Annotated in this window: 15 protein-coding genes and 1 pseudogene; 10 read left to right on the top strand and 6 right to left on the bottom strand. The window is 63.3% G+C overall.

The window, feature by feature from the left end:
- Positions 1 to 77 precede the first annotated feature (77 nt).
- On the top strand, positions 78 to 788 hold the full coding sequence (locus tag EOA28_RS07850) for an SIMPL domain-containing protein (protein WP_127252716.1): 711 nt from the start codon (positions 78 to 80) through the stop codon (positions 786 to 788).
- Positions 789 to 922: 134 nt separating this feature from the next.
- On the opposite strand, the gene EOA28_RS07845 is transcribed toward EOA28_RS07850, so the two are convergent.
- The 3 genes from EOA28_RS07845 to EOA28_RS40080 all read right to left on the bottom strand — a co-directional run bounded on the left by EOA28_RS07845 (position 923) and on the right by EOA28_RS40080 (position 3,472).
- A complete protein-coding gene (locus EOA28_RS07845) occupies positions 923 to 1,279 on the bottom strand; it encodes a hypothetical protein (protein ID WP_126081782.1) in 357 nt (118 codons plus the stop codon).
- 292 nt (positions 1,280 to 1,571) lie between these two features.
- Positions 1,572 to 2,018, bottom strand: a complete 447-nt coding sequence (locus tag EOA28_RS07840; protein WP_095817408.1) for a YcgN family cysteine cluster protein — start codon at positions 2,016 to 2,018, stop codon at positions 1,572 to 1,574.
- Positions 2,019 to 2,200: 182 nt separating this feature from the next.
- Entirely contained in the window at positions 2,201 to 3,472 is a 1,272-nt protein-coding gene (locus EOA28_RS40080; RefSeq protein WP_245501491.1) for a hypothetical protein, read from the bottom strand.
- 102 nt (positions 3,473 to 3,574) lie between these two features.
- Here EOA28_RS40080 and EOA28_RS40075 point away from each other — a divergent pair, with 102 nt between their 5' ends.
- The 3 genes from EOA28_RS40075 to EOA28_RS38715 all read left to right on the top strand — a co-directional run bounded on the left by EOA28_RS40075 (position 3,575) and on the right by EOA28_RS38715 (position 5,695).
- Positions 3,575 to 4,513, top strand: coding sequence for an OmpA family protein (locus EOA28_RS40075; protein ID WP_245484057.1), 939 nt, complete (start codon positions 3,575 to 3,577; stop codon positions 4,511 to 4,513).
- A 407-nt stretch (positions 4,514 to 4,920) separates the two neighbouring features.
- Positions 4,921 to 5,436 carry a TIGR00645 family protein gene (locus EOA28_RS07830; protein ID WP_042647491.1) on the top strand — a complete coding sequence of 172 codons (516 nt, stop codon included), beginning with the start codon at positions 4,921 to 4,923 and terminating at the stop codon, positions 5,434 to 5,436.
- 97 nt (positions 5,437 to 5,533) lie between these two features.
- A complete protein-coding gene (locus EOA28_RS38715; RefSeq protein ID WP_189341975.1) occupies positions 5,534 to 5,695 on the top strand; it encodes a hypothetical protein in 162 nt (53 codons plus the stop codon).
- A gap of 196 nt (positions 5,696 to 5,891) precedes the next feature.
- On the opposite strand, the gene EOA28_RS07825 is transcribed toward EOA28_RS38715, so the two are convergent.
- Positions 5,892 to 6,242 (bottom strand): nuclear transport factor 2 family protein, encoded by a 351-nt coding sequence (locus EOA28_RS07825; RefSeq protein ID WP_189341974.1) that lies wholly within the window; start codon positions 6,240 to 6,242, stop codon positions 5,892 to 5,894.
- 37 nt (positions 6,243 to 6,279) lie between these two features.
- On the opposite strand from EOA28_RS07825, the gene EOA28_RS07820 reads away from it, so the two are divergent.
- On the top strand, positions 6,280 to 7,311 hold the full coding sequence (locus tag EOA28_RS07820; RefSeq protein ID WP_348633424.1) for an AraC family transcriptional regulator: 1,032 nt from the start codon (positions 6,280 to 6,282) through the stop codon (positions 7,309 to 7,311).
- 58 nt (positions 7,312 to 7,369) lie between these two features.
- Here the strand turns inward: EOA28_RS07820 and EOA28_RS07815 are convergent, their stop codons facing one another.
- Both EOA28_RS07815 and EOA28_RS07810 read right to left on the bottom strand, forming a co-directional pair.
- A complete protein-coding gene (locus EOA28_RS07815; protein WP_210212036.1) occupies positions 7,370 to 7,762 on the bottom strand; it encodes a hypothetical protein in 393 nt (130 codons plus the stop codon).
- Positions 7,763 to 7,812: 50 nt separating this feature from the next.
- Entirely contained in the window at positions 7,813 to 8,682 is an 870-nt protein-coding gene (locus tag EOA28_RS07810) for an NmrA/HSCARG family protein (protein WP_127252720.1), read from the bottom strand.
- Between the two features lie 119 nt (positions 8,683 to 8,801).
- Here EOA28_RS07810 and EOA28_RS07805 point away from each other — a divergent pair, with 119 nt between their 5' ends.
- The 5 genes and pseudogenes from EOA28_RS07805 to EOA28_RS07780 all read left to right on the top strand — a co-directional run.
- Positions 8,802 to 9,695, top strand: a complete 894-nt coding sequence (locus tag EOA28_RS07805; protein WP_128314780.1) for a LysR substrate-binding domain-containing protein — start codon at positions 8,802 to 8,804, stop codon at positions 9,693 to 9,695.
- A gap of 536 nt (positions 9,696 to 10,231) precedes the next feature.
- Positions 10,232 to 11,382 (top strand): annotated as a pseudogene (gene ssuD / locus EOA28_RS07795) (FMNH2-dependent alkanesulfonate monooxygenase).
- On the top strand, positions 11,379 to 12,797 hold the full coding sequence (locus EOA28_RS07790; protein WP_127252297.1) for an FAD/NAD(P)-binding protein: 1,419 nt from the start codon (positions 11,379 to 11,381) through the stop codon (positions 12,795 to 12,797). The pseudogene ssuD and the gene EOA28_RS07790 overlap by 4 nt, the downstream one beginning before the upstream one ends.
- A gap of 162 nt (positions 12,798 to 12,959) precedes the next feature.
- Positions 12,960 to 14,063, top strand: coding sequence for a dimethylsulfone monooxygenase SfnG (gene sfnG, locus EOA28_RS07785; RefSeq protein ID WP_127252295.1), 1,104 nt, complete (start codon positions 12,960 to 12,962; stop codon positions 14,061 to 14,063).
- A 114-nt stretch (positions 14,064 to 14,177) separates the two neighbouring features.
- A partial coding sequence (locus EOA28_RS07780; RefSeq protein ID WP_128314779.1) for an ATP-binding cassette domain-containing protein occupies positions 14,178 to 14,776 on the top strand: 599 nt, incomplete at its 3' end.

Genomic DNA, 14,776 nt, shown 5'->3' with positions numbered 1-14,776 from the left:
TGCCGGGTATCGACGCTTTTGCGGGGTCGAGGCAGATGCGGCGCGGAGCGTCGGATCGCAGACCTCGAGGAGTTTTCATGACCAGACATCTTTTGCCTATCGCGCTCGCTGCCGCAGTCGCATTCCCGGCGCTGGCAAGCGCCGCCGACACGCAGCCCCCACCCCGCATTATCGTGTCCGGCGAAGGCGAAGCGACGGTGGCGCCCGACATGGCGATCCTTTCGCTGAGCGTCATGCGCGAGGCAAAGAGCGCGCGCGAAGCGCTCGACGCCAACAACGACGCCATGGCGGCGGTCATTGCGGCGATGAAATCCGCCGGCATTGCCGAGCGCGACCTGCAGACGGCGGGCATCCAGATCAACCCACGCTACAACTATACCAACAAGGCCGACGGCAGCCAGGAGGCCGAGCTCGTCGCCTATCAGGTGACCAACACGCTGTCGGTGCGCGTGCGCGACGTCGACAAGACTGGCGAGATCCTCGACAAGGCGGTATCGCTCGGCGTCAACCAGGGCGGCGGCATCGCCTTCACCAATGACGATCCGAAGGCGACGATCACCGAGGCGCGCAAGAAGGCTGTCGCCGATGCGATGGCGAAGGCCAAGACACTCGCCGAAGCGGCCGGCGTCAGCCTGGGCAAGGTGCTCGAGATCACCGACCAGAATATCGCGCCGGCGCCGATGCCGATGGCGGCCAAATCATTCGACGCGGCCCGTTCGGCCGTCCCGGTGCAGGCTGGCGAGAATTCCTACAACGTCCAGGTCACGGTCACCTTCGAGCTGAAGTAACGATCGGCCGGCACGCCGCAGGCGCGCCGCCACCATGCAAAAAACCCCGGGGGATCGTTTCCTCCGGGGCTTTTTCGAGCCACGCCTCATCGTGAGAGGCTGATAGGCGATCCTCGCAGATCGCCCTCTCAACCTCAGCGATAGATGATTGGGCAGCCGCGCTCGTTGGCGAACACAACCACGACGCGGTCGCCATACTGGCGGCCGACGACCTTCACCGTGCGGCGGCTGACGTCGACGATGCGGACGCGGTGGAGGCCCATGCGCTCGGCCTTGTCGAGCGCGCGGTCCGGCGAGCAGCCGCGCCAGCCGCGGTCACGGCGCCAATCGCGGCGGTAGTAGCCGTCGTCGTCGCCCGTATAGACGCCGAAGCGCGGATCCTGGTTGTTGCCGAAACCGAGATAGAGGCTGTCCGCATGCGCCGGGATGGCGGCCAAGGTGCCAAGCCCGACAATAGCCGAAAGGGCTGCCGTCTTGATCTGGTTGAACATTGTCTTCTCTCCTTGTTGTGGGCTTTCGCCCGTAGAACCGATGATTGGAAAATGCCTTTTTGCACCTGAACTTTCCGCGAACCGGCCGTTCATGTCCGGTTCATATAAGCGCGAAGCCGCCAGGGTTCGTCGCTCGCACTCAAAAACGCCACCCCAGGAGTTCTAAACGCGAACCCGCCAGGGTTCGTCGCTCCCCGTGAAAAGTGCCGTTCAGGGTTCTAAACGCGAACCCGCAGGGCGTCGTTCCTCGCCACAAGTGCCCCTCAGCGGTCGTCATCAGGATGCGAACCGGCTACGGTTCATCGTCCAATATATAATCAAAATAGTCGTCCGGCTCGGCCAGATCGGTTTCCTTGGCCTTCACCCGGCCCTGGATCGAAATGCCGGCTTCATGCACGGTCGCAGCACTTCCCGAAACGAGCCTGTGCCACCAATAGAGATCATGGCCCTCGGCGATCAACCGGTAGGCGCAGGTCTTGGGCAGCCAGGTGATGGTGCGCACGTTCTGCGGCGTCAGCCCGACGCAGTCGGGCACCCTTGTCAGCCGGTTTGCATAGTCGGAGCAACGGCAGCTTTCGGCGTCGAACAGCCGGCAGCCAACGCTTGTCCAGAAGATCTCGCCCGTATCCTCGTCCTCGAGCTTCGACAGGCAGCATTTGCCGCAGCCGTCGCATAGCGATTCCCATTCGGCCGGGGTCATCGCCTCAAGCGTCTTGGTTTTCCAGAATGGCGCGGTCATGGGGGTGGATTTGGCCCTCCGCGGCCTCCCGGTCAAGCGCTGCTGTCCCAGTGACCCGGTATCAACATTAGAAAGACACGAAATTGCCTTCAAAAGGCCAGCCGAACATCCTTGGCTGGCGTCAATGCCCTGTAACGGAACCAATTGCGGCTGATGAAAGTTTGGGCAGGGATGGGACCCCATTAGGAGAAAATGATATGAAACGCCAACCACGGATTCTGGCGGGCACGGCCATCGGCCTGCTTATGGCATCCGCGCCGTTGGGCGCGTACCCGCTGCAGGGAGGTGTCGCTTCTGGCAGCCTGCACGGCGCACCGCTGATACTGGCTCAGGCCGCTTGCGCCGAAGGCCAGTCGGCCGAGGAATGCGCGCAGGGCGGAACCGAGCAGCCGAAGAGGAGGAAGCGCGAGCAGCAGCAAAGCGAAACGGCGCCGGCAGCCGAGCAGGCAGCACCTGCCGAGACCGAGCAACAGCCGCGCAAGAAGCGGCACGAGCAGCAGCAGATGGACAATGCCCAGTCCGGGGAAGTCCCGGCCGAGCAGCAGTTCAAGCCGCGCAAGAAACGCGACCAGCAACAGATTGAGGCAGCACCCGCCGATCAGGGCGGCCAGCCCGCGACCGACGAGCAGCAGTTCAAGCCCCGCAAGAAGCGCGACCAGCAACAGCAGATCGAGGCCGCGCCGGCCGACCAGGGTGGCGTACCCGCGACCGAGGAAGTGCAGCCGCGCAAGAAGAAACGCGATCAGCAGCAGCAGATCGAGGCAGCGCCGACTGACCAGCAGCCTGCGGAACAGGTGGCGCCGGCTGCCGGTGACCAGCAGCAAGGCAACCAGGGCCGCAAAAAGCGCAAGCACGATCAGCAGCAGAGCGTGCCCGCCGGCCAGGCCGGCGAGCAGGTCGCGCCGACCGACCAGACCGCCCCCGCCAACGACAATCAGCAAGGCGGCAACCAATTCAAGAAGAGGCACAAGCAGAACCAGCAGGGCGAGACCGCCCCGGCCGAGCAGACGCAGACCAACGAGCCGGCCAAAAAGCTGGCGCCGGCGGGTGAGCCTGTGCCGCAGGCCGAGCCACTGCAGAATGGCGAGCAGCCGGTCCAGGGCGAACAGGCTCAGGACAGGAAGAAGCGCGGCAAGAAACCGACGGCCGAACAGCCGGCGACGGGTGAGCAGCCCGCGACCGGCGAACAAACCAAGACCGGCCAGCCCACGACCGGCGAGCAGCAGCCTGTCACCGGTGAACAGCCGGTCACCGGCAATCAGCCCGCGAACAACAACCAACCGGCCGCCGGCGGCAATGCCGCGCAGGGTGAAACCGCCAATCCCAACGAAGCGCCGGTTCTGGACAGCCAGAAAGATGCCTTCCGCAAGCGTCGCGGTGGCCAGAATGGTGGCGCCCAGAACGACAACGGCCAAGCCGGCAATGGCCAGAACGCCAACCAGGCCGGACAGCAAGGCGGCGAGCAGGCGCAGCAGCCGGCTCCGGTCGATCAGGGCCCGCCGCCCTCAGACGACAAGTCGGCGCAGCAGGCGATCAAGCCCGAGAGGATCGTCCCGGTGGACCAGGAGAAAGGCAAGCGCATCGAGCTTACGCCGGAACAGATCGTGCGCGAGCGTCGCCGGCCGCAGGGCGCGGATGTCGTCAAGCAGTTCGGCGACCGGGTGATCCTGCAGTTCAACAACCAGACGTTCGTGGAAAGCAACGAGGCGCCTCGCATCACCCGCGGCGCCAGGGATGTCTACTACGAGGATCTCTCCGGCGGCCGCACCCGCGAAATCGTCGAGCGCGACAACGGCGTCAGGATCATCACCATCCGCAATCGTAATGGCGACGTCATCCGGCGATCGCGCATTACGCCGGATGGCCGCGAATATGTGCTGACCTATGTCGACGAGCGCTACTACAACGATGTCGACGAGTGGCGCGATCCCGGCGACGAACTGCCGCCGATGCGGCTCACCATCCCGCGACGGGACTACATACTGGATTCGGAGGAAGTCGAGGATCCCGACGAGTATTATACCTTCCTCGAGCAGCCGCCGGTGGAGAGGGTGCAGCGTCTCTACTCGATCGACGAGGTGAAGCGGTCGGCCCGCGTGCGCGATATCGCTCGGCGTATCGATCTCGATACGCTGAACTTCGACTTCGGCTCGGCGACGATCTCCGACACCGAAGTGCAGAAGCTCGATGGCGTTGCCAGCGCCATGGAAAAACTGCTCAAGAAGAACCCGGCCGAGACCTTCCTGATCGAAGGCCACACCGACGCCGTCGGCACGCCGGAGGCAAATCTTGCCCTCTCGGATCGTCGTGCCGAAGCCGTTGCCGAGGCGCTCACCAATGCCTTTGGCATCCCGGCCGAGAACCTCACCACGCAGGGCTATGGCGAGGAATATCTCAAGGTCAACACGCCTGGGCCGAACCGTGAGAACCGCCGTGTCGCTATCCGCCGCATCACTTCGCTGGTGGCGCCGGTGGCAAGCAACAGCGAGCAGTAATCGATGCATGTCGCCCAAAACTGTGCAGCGGTTTTGGGGCAACGACATGCATTAGACAAAGTCATAGACCGCGCCGCGCTGAATTCGTTCAGCGCGACGCGGTTTAGCCTTTGATTTCAAGGTCCTGATCGGATTTTGGAATCAGCGCTTGAGAGGAAGGCCCGTCCGCGTCGGAGGGGCCTTTTTCTTTCTTGGCTCAAGAAGATTTGTCCTGTCGACTGGAGCTAACTCATTGAATTGCCGCATTGGGACACCCAGCTTCCGGTCAGGGCGTTCCCTGCCCTGTCCCGACTCCAGCGGGACATGACTGAGCCCCGCCGGTCCCCCTCTCCGGCGGGGTTTTTTGTCTTGAAAACCGATCCTGTCTGGCCGAAATACCCTCTATCGTAATCTGACCGGAAGCCTTCATGAAGCGTCTCGAACTCGCCATCGAATCCGTCATCCTTGCCTCGCGCTGGCTGCTGGTCGCCTTCTATCTCGGACTCGGCGTCGCGCTCGCGATCTATGCGCTCTCCTTCGGCAAGAAGCTCTACGAGTTCGTGACGAGCGTCTTCACGCTCGGCGACACGGACACGATCCTGAAGATGCTCGGCCTGATCGACGCCGCGCTTGTCGCCTCACTGGTGGTGATGGTGATCATCTCGGGCTACGAGAATTTCGTCAGCCGCTTCGACGATCAGGACGGCGAGGTCCATTGGCTGGGCACGATCGATGTCGGCTCGCTGAAGGTCAAGGTCGCCTCGACCATCGTCGCGATCTCGTCGATCCATCTGCTGCAGATCTTCCTCAACCACGCTTCCTACACGGCGGAGCAACTGATGTGGCTGACCATCATGCATCTGGCCTTCGTGCTTTCGGCGCTGATGCTGGCCTATATCGACCGGGTGATGGCGCTGGCCAAGGGCAAGAAGATGGAAGAATAGGCGCGAAGAGGCGCTCGGGCCCACAAGCGGCCCAAGCGCAGCTTCCGTTTTACCTCCGCGATGGCGTGCAGTGCTCCGTAAACCGCGACACAGCTGCGTGTCGTTTTCGACAGGCGGATGGCGCGGCCCTCAGGCCGCGCTCGCGATCCCGGCCGCAAAGACCATGACCGTGGGCGGGCATTTCGCCGCTCTGGAGCAGCCGGACCTGCTCGCTGAAGAGGTGCGCGCGTTCTTCAGGCCCTGCGCGGCCGGCTCGTAGAGGCGAGGTCCGCGTAACTGCCGCTACCGCTCATCGTTCGAGGCGAAGACACGTCCGTCTCGCCTCGCGCAGAACTTCGGCCCTAAGCAGCGAGGAGCCTCCGGTTCAGCTGCATTTCTCGCCCGGAGCCGCCGTGTCATGGAAGCCAGCTGAGCTCGGCCTTGAGAGCGCGCGTTTGGCCGTGCGGAAGATGGTTTCAAAAAAAGCCGGCCATATAGCTGAAACGGTAATCTTTATCAGGGCGGACAAAATTGTAACCGGTTGCGACCTTAGTATCGTCGCTCTTGTACATAGACCATATGGCCAGCAATTCGCCGTGGTGAACAAAGACCTTGTCGGTCTTGAAGTACGTTCCCGGCATCTTCTTCTGGAAGTCCTCGATATGCGCGATGAGGCCGTTGCGGGTTTTGCCTTCTCCACCCGGGTTCGTGAACACGACGTCGTCGGAAACGCTCTGCTTGAGAAGGCGCTCGCGTTCGGCTGCGGCGATTGGGCCGTAGGCGGCGAGATAGGCGTCCCACCGTCCTTCAAGACTATCGATAGCCATAATCAAATCCTCGGATGTTTTAGTGTTTGCCCCAAGCATGGGAGTGAAACGCGCAATTGACGTTCAGCGTGCTCAGGGAATATATGTCTACGGGGCCGTACGGTCGATAATCGAAAGCCCAAAACCGTTTACGTATCGTCCAATCCGCATGGATCCACTCCTCGATCTCATTGGCTTGCTTCGGCCGCGCGCAACATTATGGGGAGGTCTCGAAGCCTCAGGCCGATGGGCTTTGTCGTTTCGAAAGAGAGACGATCTTCTGTTTTGCTGGGTCGAGCAAGGCGAGTGTCAACTGGTCCGGTCCGCTCATTCACCCGTGCTATTGCAACGCGAGGATTTCGTCCTGATCCGGACTTCCGCGCCATTCACTCTCACATCCGACCCGTCGATAGAGCCGGTGGACAGTGAAGCGGCGGTCGCTGCGACGAAGAATCCTCGTCTGCGGCTCGGTGAGGGCACGGACTCCCCCGTTACCTTGCATGCGGGCCGGTTCAGCTTCGATACGGCCAATGAGAATCTTTTGGCCGGTCTGATGCCATCCTTCGTCCATATACTGGCCGATGACACATCCTCGGGCCGCGTGCGCTCGCTGTTGTCGATGAACGAGACAGAATCCAGATATCCTGGACCCGGCAGCGAATTTATCATCGCACGCTTGGTTGAATTAATACTTGTGGAGATATTGCGGACAAAAGTGCCGCAAGTGGATGAAGAGCATGCAGGTCTGCTCGCCGGCCTTGCCGATCCGGTAACCTCGCGCGCGCTCTCTGCAATGCACAAAGACGTTGCCCACAACTGGACCGTTGCGGATCTAGCTCGGCTTTGCGGTGTTTCCCGGTCATCATTTGCTACCAGATTCCGCAAGGTCGTGGGAACAGGTCCTATCGAATACCTGCTGCAGTGGAGGATGGCCGTGGCCAAGGATGAGCTGCGCCGCGGAACGCGGAGCGTTGGGGAGATCGCCTTGGCGATCGGCTTTCAATCGTCGAGCGCATTCAGCACGGCGTTCGCACGCGTTGTGGGATGTCCACCGAAATACTTCAGCTGCCTCCCTCCAGGGCAGCTTTGATCTAGTCGACACGCGGTAGGATGTAGCCGAAGCCACGCATCGTGCGATGAACGATCCCTCAAGCCTGTGTGCGGATTTCCGCAGGAGCTGGCGCGTGGGCCTGCACGTCAGCGACGTGACATCGGCCGAGCGCCCTGGCTCCGTGCAAGGAGGCCGCGACGAGGCCCTGCATCGAGGTGGTCGGACGACCGATCAGCCGCCCCAGTGCGCCACCGTCGTCGAACAGCGCCCCGCGTGAGGCCGCGGCGTCGGCATCGGCCAGAAGTGCAGCGAGATCGGCTGGCAGGCCGGCGCCCGTCAACACATCCCTGTAGTCAGCCTCGGACAGATCGTTGTGGATGATCGTCTTGCCTGATTGCCGCGAGACCTCCGCCGCAAGCTCGGCAAATGTGAAGGCAGGGTCTGCGGCGAGCTCGTAGGTCCTCCCCGCCTGATCGCTGGCCGTGAGCACCGCGGCTGCGGCCTCGGCATAGTCCCGCCGCGCCGCGGATGGCGCGGCCCTCAGGCCGCGCTCGCGATCGCGGCCGCAAAGTCGCGATAGGTGTGCAGGGGGCGGCCCAAAATACTGGTCAGCCGTACAACGTCATCGGTCTCCGGGATCATGCCGTCGCTGACATAGCGCTCGGCCATCAGACGCATTTCATAGGCCGTCCATTTCGGCATGAAGCTCGCCATGTTCTGCTCGAACGCGCCGGGATCGTCGCCTCCATAGACCACCGGGCGACCCAGAAGGTCCGACCAGATCCTGGCCACGTCGAGGCCGGTCAGCGTGTCAGGCCCCACCACGTTGATGGTCTCGATCGGCAGCTTGCCGGGTGCGGCGTCGCGGCGGATCAGCTCGATCGCGGCTACTTCGGCGATGTCACGCGCGTCGACCATGGCTACGCCCTTGCTGCCAATCGGCATCGGATAGACGCCGTGCTCCATAATGACGTCCTTTACCATCGACTCGTTGTCGATGAAGTAGGTCGGACGCAAGATGGTGGCGCTGAAGTCCATCTGCACCAGCATGCGCTCGGCGCCGAACTTAACGGCGAAATGCGGGACGTTCACTGCCCGATCGGCTTTGAAAACCGAGAGATAGACGACACGGTCGACGCCCGCTTCGCGAGCAACGTTGAGCGTGATGATCGCCTGGGCGAATTCGTCACCCGTAACGGCATTGAGCAGGAAGAGCGTGGTCACGTCCTTGAAGGCGCTGCGCAGCGCATCGATGTCGAGGAGATCGCCCTTGGCGACGTCGACACCGGTCGGAAAGCTGGCTTTAGCGGGGTCGCGGGTCAGCACACGCACCGTCGCGCCGCGCTGAAGGAGTTGATCGACGACATGGCGGCCGACGCGGCCGGTGGCACCTGTAACGAGGATGGTCATTGGGGTTCACTTTCTGTTTGAGTTAAAAGGCACGCTCAAAATGAGTGATCCACATTCATCCCGATAGATGGTACGTTTGGACAGGTCGTCTCATTGGTGGAACAGAAAAGAACAAAATCGTGGATCTTCTGGCTCTTGCCGACTTCAACCTGGTGGCCCGCCACGGCGGGTTCGGAAAGGCCTCGCGCGCAGCCGGCCGGCCAAAGGCTACTCTTTCCAGACGCGTGGCCGATCTCGAGGCAAGTCTTGATCTGCGCCTGTTCGAACGTGGTTCGCGGACGCTCAAGCTCACGGAGGAGGGACGGGCCCTGTTTGAACGAACGGGCTTTCTGCTCACAGAACTTGATGAGACGGCGAAGGCGATTGCTTCGGGCGGCCATAGCCCGCGTGGCCGCCTGCGCATTAGCGCGCCACTGCTCTTTTCTCAGACCGCGGTCGGAAAGCTCGCGGCCGGCTTCGTCCTTAGATACCCGGAGGTTCGGTTGGAGATCACCACGGAAGACAGGGCCGTGGATATGATCGAAGAAGCCTACGACCTCGTCATCCGGGTCAACCCGGAGCCGGATGCCACCCTTGTTGGGCGAGTGTTCCTGCGCGATCGGCTGGTGGTGGTGGCCAGTCCGCACCTGACGCTCCCAGCCCCGGGAGGTCTCGTTCCCGCGATCAGTCGAGGCTCGTTGAACGAGTCCGAAGCCTGGCAAGTCACGACCTCGTCCGGCAAGTCGACGATCAACGCCAAGCCGGTGCTCAGCCTGGCGTCGTTCGTCATGGTCCGGGATGCGGTGCGCATGGGGCTCGGCGCGGCGCGCCTCCCGTTGTCGCTTGCCAGTGGCGATTTGGCTGCCGGCAGGCTGGTGCATTGGGGGGATGTGTCGGGGCCCGAGACGGCGCTTTGGGCCCTTTATCCGTCGAGGCGTTTGCTCAGCCCCCGCGTGTCAGCGTTCCTCGACTACTTGAAGGAAGCCTTTCCGCAGGGGACGGCTGATGAATTGGCAGCCTATGTCGCGGACTGAGCAATTCGGCCACCGTTCCTACGAACCCACCCGCGGCGAGCAAAACGGCGAACAAGACAAGCGGAGCAAGTGGGAAAACTCCGGGTGGCGCAACACGCTCAACACCGCAGCCGCCATGGTGACGGCCGTTGGTGTCAGCGCAACGCGTGTTGCACGCCCGTTCTGTCAACGTGACATCGGCTGAGCGCCTGGCTCAGCCGTGCAAGGAGGCCGCGACGAGGCTCTGCATCGAGGTGGTCGGACGACCGATCAGCCGCCCCAGCGCGCCACCGTCATCGCCTCCGACGGTGGAATATGGACTGACGTCATTGGGGCAGGAACTGCTCCCCGCGATCAGATCGATCGTCGAGGTCGGCTCGCGCCTGCTGCTGCGTGACTCTTCAGGCTAGAGCGGTCGCGCGGTTTGCTTGCCGAGAAAAAATTCCGAAGCTGGCCGCCGAATTAGAATAATCTATCTCTACAGACTTAGTGGAATAATACCCTATAGCGCGATGCGGCCGCGTCGAGGCAGTTTGACGCCATAGGAACAGACAGGAATGGTTCACGAAACCCCAGACCGCATCAAAGTGCTGTGGTTCCTGCCGACCCATGGCGACAGCCGCTATCTTGGCACCTCGGAAGGGGGCCGGGCGGTCGACCTGCCTTATCTGACGCAGGTGGCCCAGGCGGCCGACACGCTTGGCTATTACGGCGTGCTCCTGCCGACGGGCAGGTCCTGCGAAGATTCCTGGGTTATCGCATCGGCTCTGGCGCCGTTGACAGAGCGGTTGCGTTTCTTGGTCGCGGTGCGGCCCGGCCTGCAGTCGCCGACGCTCGCGGCGCGCATGACGGCAACGCTCGACCGCATCTCCAACGGACGGCTGCTGATCAATGTCGTCACCGGCGGCGATCCGCTGGAGAACAAGGGCGACGGCATCTTTCAGTCGCATGCCGAGCGCTACGAGGTGACGCAGGAATTCCTGCAGGTCTACAAGCGCGTGCTGAGCGGCGAGACGGTCGAGCATCAGGGCAAGCATTTCCGCATCGAGGATGGCCGCCTCCTGTTCCCGCCGGTGCAGACGCCCTATCCGCCGCTCTATTTCGGCGGGTCTTCCGATGCGGGCTCGACCGTGGCGGCGCAGGAGATCGACAAATATCTGACCTGGGGCGAGCCGCCCGCCGATGTCGCGCGCACGCCGAAAAAGCGGGTCGCAAGCTCTCCTTCGGCATCCGCCTGCACGTCATCGCCCGCGAAACCACCGAGGAAGCCTGGGCCGCCGCCGATAGGCTGATCAGCCGGCTCGACGACGCGACCATCGCTTCGGCGCAGAAGGTTTTCGCGCGCATGGACTCGGTCGGCCAGGCGCGGATGAGCGCGCTGCATGGCGGCGACCGGTCCAAGCTGGAGATCGCGCCGAACCTGTGGGCCGGCGTCGGCCTGGTGCGCGGCGGCGCCGGCACCGCGCTGGTCGGCGATCCGGCCACGATCGCCGAGCGCATCGACGAATACAGGCGGCTCGGCATCGACACCTTCATCCTCTCGGGCTATCCGCATCTCGAAGAAGCGTATCGCTTCGGCGAGCTGGTGCTGCCGCATTTGCCGACCGAGCATCCGGTCAAGGCGCCCGGCTCGTCCGTCAACACAGGTCCTTTCGGCGAAACGATCGCTGGCGACCATCGTCCGAAATCGCTCGCCAGCGCCTCGTGAACGCGCTGCCGCCCCGGCTGCGAAGCCATGTCGTCATTCTTGGCGGCGGCTTTACTGGCGCTGCCGTGGCCTGGCATCTGGCACGCCAATCCGCGCGGCCATTGATCACCGTCATAGAGCCGCGTCCGTTCCTCGGCGGCGGGCTGGCCTATTCCAGCGAGGAGCCGTCGCATCGCGTCAACGTGCCAGCGTCCAGGATGAGCCTGTCGCCGGACGAGCCGGAGCATTTTTTGCGCTGGCTGGCGCATGACGGCGGGGCCGAGCGCGACCCAGACTCAGTCTGGCGCGATGGCGATATCTTCCCGCAGCGACGGGTCTTCGGCCGCTACGTTGCCGAGCAACTGGCGCCGCATATCGCCAGCGGAGCGATCCGCCATGTTCGCGATCGTGCCAGCGACGTGAGGCGCAACGGCGACGGGTGGATCGTGACTGCTTCCGGTCAACCGATCGCCGCCGACATAGTGGTTCTCGCCATGACGCACCCGTCGCCCGATGTTCCGGTCGCGCTGGAGCCGATCGCCGATGCGGATGGTTTCGTTGCCGATGTCTACTCTGGCGATGCGCTCGGTTCGATCGATCCCGAAGCGTCGGTGCTGATCGTCGGCTCGGGGCTGACGTCGGCCGACACGGTCGCCGAACTCGATCGCCGCGGCCACCGCGGGCGCATCCTGGCCGTGTCACGCCATGGATTGCGTTCGCGCGGGCACCCGCAGGTACGTGGCGAACCTTTTGGCGATTTCACTGCCACGCCGGCCACGACCGCGCTCGGATTGCTCGAAAATATCCGCTCGACGCTGGCAGCGGCCGATGCCGGCGGCGTCAATTGGCAGTCGGTCTTCGATCAGCTGCGGCTGCAGGGACCGGTGATCTGGTCCGCTCTCAAGAAAGATGAGCGCACCCGGCTGGTGCGACGGCTGCGCGCGTTCTGGGACGTGCATCGCTTCCGCATCGCGCCACAGGTCCAGGCGGTGCTCGATCGTCGCCACGCCGAAGGCACGTTCGATAATATCGCCGCGAGTCTTGTGGCCTCGAACGACGACGGAGACGGCCTGGCCGTCACTTTGCGCCGGCGCGGCCAAAGGCAATTCGAGACGATGCATTTCGACGCGGTAATCAACACAACGGGGCCGGCGCATGGCAAGACGCTGCGGACCAATCCGGCGCTGCGCTCGCTTGGGGATGCCAGCCTGATCCGGATCGACAGCCATGGGCTCGGCATCGCAACCGGGCGCGACAGCCGCGCCGTCGGTCCGGACGGCGAGCCTGTGCCTGGCCTTTTCATTGCCGGGCCATTGGCACGCGGCACCTTCGGCGAGCTGATGGGTCTGCCGGAAGTGGCGCGTCACGCGCAGGCGGTCGCCTCGGAGATCGAAAGCCGGTTCGGCGCCCTGTCGTCGATCGTTAGTGGGCGCTGAAAATCCACGACGGTGCAGGCAAGCGAATTGGTATTTCCGTCCGGGCGGGGCTATCAAAACGGAAAATCCTACTTTGTATATATACTCAGTAGACTAATAATGGCGGCGAAATCCGGCCATGTCCGGATCAATCGTTGGGACAGGCCAAACCGGGAGATCTCCATGCCGCAGAATGATCGCGACGCTGTCAAATTCGCCTATTGGGTGCCTAACGTCTCGGGTGGCCTAGTCATCTCGAACATCGAGCAGAGGACCAACCACTCGGCCGAGTACAACCGCAAGCTGGCGCAGATCGCCGAGCAGGCGGGCTTCGATTATGCGCTGAGCCAGATCCGCTTCACGGCAGGCTACGGCGCCGAGGAGCAGCATGAGTCGGTATCGTTCAGCCACGACCTGCTCGCCGCCACCCAGACCCTGAAGGTGATCGCCGCGATCCTGCCGGGGCCGTGGAACCCGGCGCTGGCGGCAAAGCAGCTCGCCACCATCAGCTATCTCACCAACGGCCGCGTCGCCATCAACCTCGTCTCCGGCTGGTTCCGCGGCGAGTTCCACGCCATCGGCGAGCATTGGCTCGACCATGACGAGCGCTACCGGCGGTCGGAAGAATTTATCCGCGCGCTGCGCGGCATCTGGACCGAGGACAGCTTCACCTTCCGCGGCGATTTCTATCGCTTCAACCAGTATTCGCTGAAGCCGAAGCCGGTGAAGCCGTTGCCCGAGATCTTCCAGGGCGGTTCGTCGCGGGCCGCGCGCGACATGGCCTCGCGCGTTTCGGACTGGTATTTCACCAATGGCAACACGCCGACCGAGATCGCCAAGCAGGTCGACGACATTCAGGCAAAGGCCAAAGCCAACAACCATTCGGTGAAGGTCGGAGTCAACGCTTTCGCCATAGTGCGCGAGACCGAGGATGAGGCAAAGGCGGTGCTGGCCGAGATCATCGCCAAGGCCAATCCGGAGGCTGTCAATGCCTTTGGCCAGGAGGTCAAGAATGCCGGCAAGGCCTCGCCGGAAGGCGAGGGCAACTGGGCGAAGTCGTCCTTCGACGATCTGGTGCAATACAATGACGGTTTCCGCTCGAACCTGATCGGCACGCCGAAACAGGTGGCGGAGCGTATCGTCGATCTGAAGCGCGCCGGCGCCGATCTTATCCTGCTCGGCTTCCTGCATTTCCAGGAAGAGGTCGAGTATTTCGGCAAGCACGTCATTCCGCTCGTGCGCGAGCTGGAAAACGCGGAAGCCGCGGCGGCGCTCGCCGCCGAATAACAACGCCAGCCGCCGGCCGGAACTCGTCCGGCCAGCCGACGATCATGAACCGCACGCCCGATCGGGCGCGCGGCAGGGACCGTGCGTGCCTTCACTACAGTTGGGGACGATGGAATGCCGATATCAAACCAAGCCTTCGGGGCGGTCGAGGCTTCGGTCTATGCGCCGGAGATCTTCGCGCAAGGGCTGCCGCCCGCTCAGCGGCAGGCTCACGGCGACAGGTCTCGACAGGCTGCGGCGGAAGATGCCGCGCCGCTTCTCGCTCTCGAGGGCATAGGCCTGTCTTTCGGCGGCGTGGTGGCGCTGGCGGATGTGGATCTGTCGGTTCGGTCCGGCGAGATACGCGCCATCATCGGCCCGAACGGCGCCGGCAAGAGCTCGCTGATCAATGTCATCAGCGGCGTCTACCGGCCTGATCGCGGCCATGTCCGTCTCGATGGCGCGCGCTATGCCCAGGTCCCGACGCAACGGCTGGCAGATCTCGGCGTCGCCCGCACCTTTCAGAACCTCGCTCTGTTCAAGGGGCTCAGCGTCCTCGACAATGTCGCGTCCGGCCTTGCCTACAGGACAAGGTCCAACTTCGCCGGACAGATCCTCGGCATCGGCCGCGCACGCCGCCAGCAGCAGGAGCAGCGCGGGCGCGCCGATCAGGTTCTCGAATTCCTGCACCTGACCGATGTTCGCGACCGGCTGGCCGGCACGCTGCCTTATGG

The sequence above is a fragment of the Mesorhizobium sp. M2A.F.Ca.ET.067.02.1.1 genome (genome assembly GCF_004023285.1).
Taxonomy (GTDB): Bacteria; Pseudomonadota; Alphaproteobacteria; order Rhizobiales; family Rhizobiaceae; genus Mesorhizobium.
The sequence above is the reverse complement of the archived record's forward strand: the minus strand, read 5'-3'. Positions and strand labels throughout refer to the sequence as shown.

Coding starts and splice junctions, on each gene's coding strand:
- sfnG (WP_127252295.1), top strand. CDS start 12,960: ATGCCGCAGAATGATCGCGACGCTGTCAAATTCGCCTATTGGGTGCCT.
- EOA28_RS07810 (WP_127252720.1), bottom strand. CDS start 8,682: ATGACCATCCTCGTTACAGGTGCCACCGGCCGCGTCGGCCGCCATGTC.
- EOA28_RS07820 (WP_348633424.1), top strand. CDS start 6,280: ATGGGAGTGAAACGCGCAATTGACGTTCAGCGTGCTCAGGGAATATAT.
- EOA28_RS07840 (WP_095817408.1), bottom strand. CDS start 2,018: ATGACCGCGCCATTCTGGAAAACCAAGACGCTTGAGGCGATGACCCCG.
- EOA28_RS07850 (WP_127252716.1), top strand. CDS start 78: ATGACCAGACATCTTTTGCCTATCGCGCTCGCTGCCGCAGTCGCATTC.
- EOA28_RS07830 (WP_042647491.1), top strand. CDS start 4,921: ATGAAGCGTCTCGAACTCGCCATCGAATCCGTCATCCTTGCCTCGCGC.
- EOA28_RS07845 (WP_126081782.1), bottom strand. CDS start 1,279: ATGTTCAACCAGATCAAGACGGCAGCCCTTTCGGCTATTGTCGGGCTT.
- EOA28_RS07825 (WP_189341974.1), bottom strand. CDS start 6,242: ATGGCTATCGATAGTCTTGAAGGACGGTGGGACGCCTATCTCGCCGCC.